Here is a 698-nt window from a genome sequence, read left to right as displayed (position 1 = left end):
CGCTGCGCTGATGCGCCATGAGTTTGTTTTGCCCTGGCTTGTGCGCGATCATTATGTCCCTGGTGGAAAGCCCGGGATAAAAATCACCGAACCGGAGAGTATTTGATGAGCGTCAAAATTCAAACGATACCGGAACTGCTTATCCAGACACGAGGTAATATGACCGAAGTTTCACGAATGCTGAACTGTAATCGCGCCACGGTAAGAAAATATGCTGAAGATAAAGAGGGCAAAGGGCACGCCATTGTTGATGGTGTTCTGATTGTTCATCGTGGATGGGACAGGGGTAAAGACAGTGATGCGTGATATTCAGCAGGTTCTTGAGCGCTGGGGCGCGTGGGTGGCTAATAATCATGAGGATGTGACCTGGTCGTCCATTGCTGCCGGTTTTAAGGGATTAATCCCTTCAAAAGTAAAATCCCGCCCGCAATGCTGTGACGATGACGCGATGGTTATATAGGAAAGAAGCTACAAAAAGCCGAGGGGGTGGTGGAAGGAATGTTGATGATGTTGGGTGTCCGGTTAGAAATGGACAAATATATTGAACATCCCTGATGGTAAGGGGCGACTTTCTAGAAAATATTTTACGTACGTAAAAAACGGGATATTCTGTTAAGAGTGGTTGCTTCGCCACACAGCTTAAACCCGCCTCCGGGCGGGTTTTTTATGCCTGAAAAACGGTACAGGACGTTAAACAC

Annotated in this window: 1 protein-coding gene and 1 pseudogene; both read left to right on the top strand. The window is 47.4% G+C overall.

The annotated features are described in order from the left end of the window. Nucleotides 1-105: 105 nt before the first annotated feature. Nucleotides 106-306, top strand: a complete 201-nt coding sequence (locus ACUU1M_RS20450) for a protein ninH (protein WP_000111769.1) — start codon at nt 106-108, stop codon at nt 304-306. Continuing rightward, nucleotides 299-555: pseudogene (locus tag ACUU1M_RS20445) on the top strand (antiterminator Q family protein). The gene ACUU1M_RS20450 and the pseudogene ACUU1M_RS20445 overlap by 8 nt, the downstream one beginning before the upstream one ends. Nucleotides 556-698 lie beyond the last annotated feature (143 nt).

The organism is Shigella sp. SIG6 (assembly GCF_053555815.1).
The sequence above is the reverse complement of the archived record's forward strand: the minus strand, read 5'-3'. Positions and strand labels throughout refer to the sequence as shown.

Excerpts from the sequence above, each read along its gene's own strand:
- ACUU1M_RS20450 (WP_000111769.1), top strand. The coding sequence starts at position 106 with ATGAGCGTCAAAATTCAAACGATACCGGAACTGCTTATCCAGACACGA.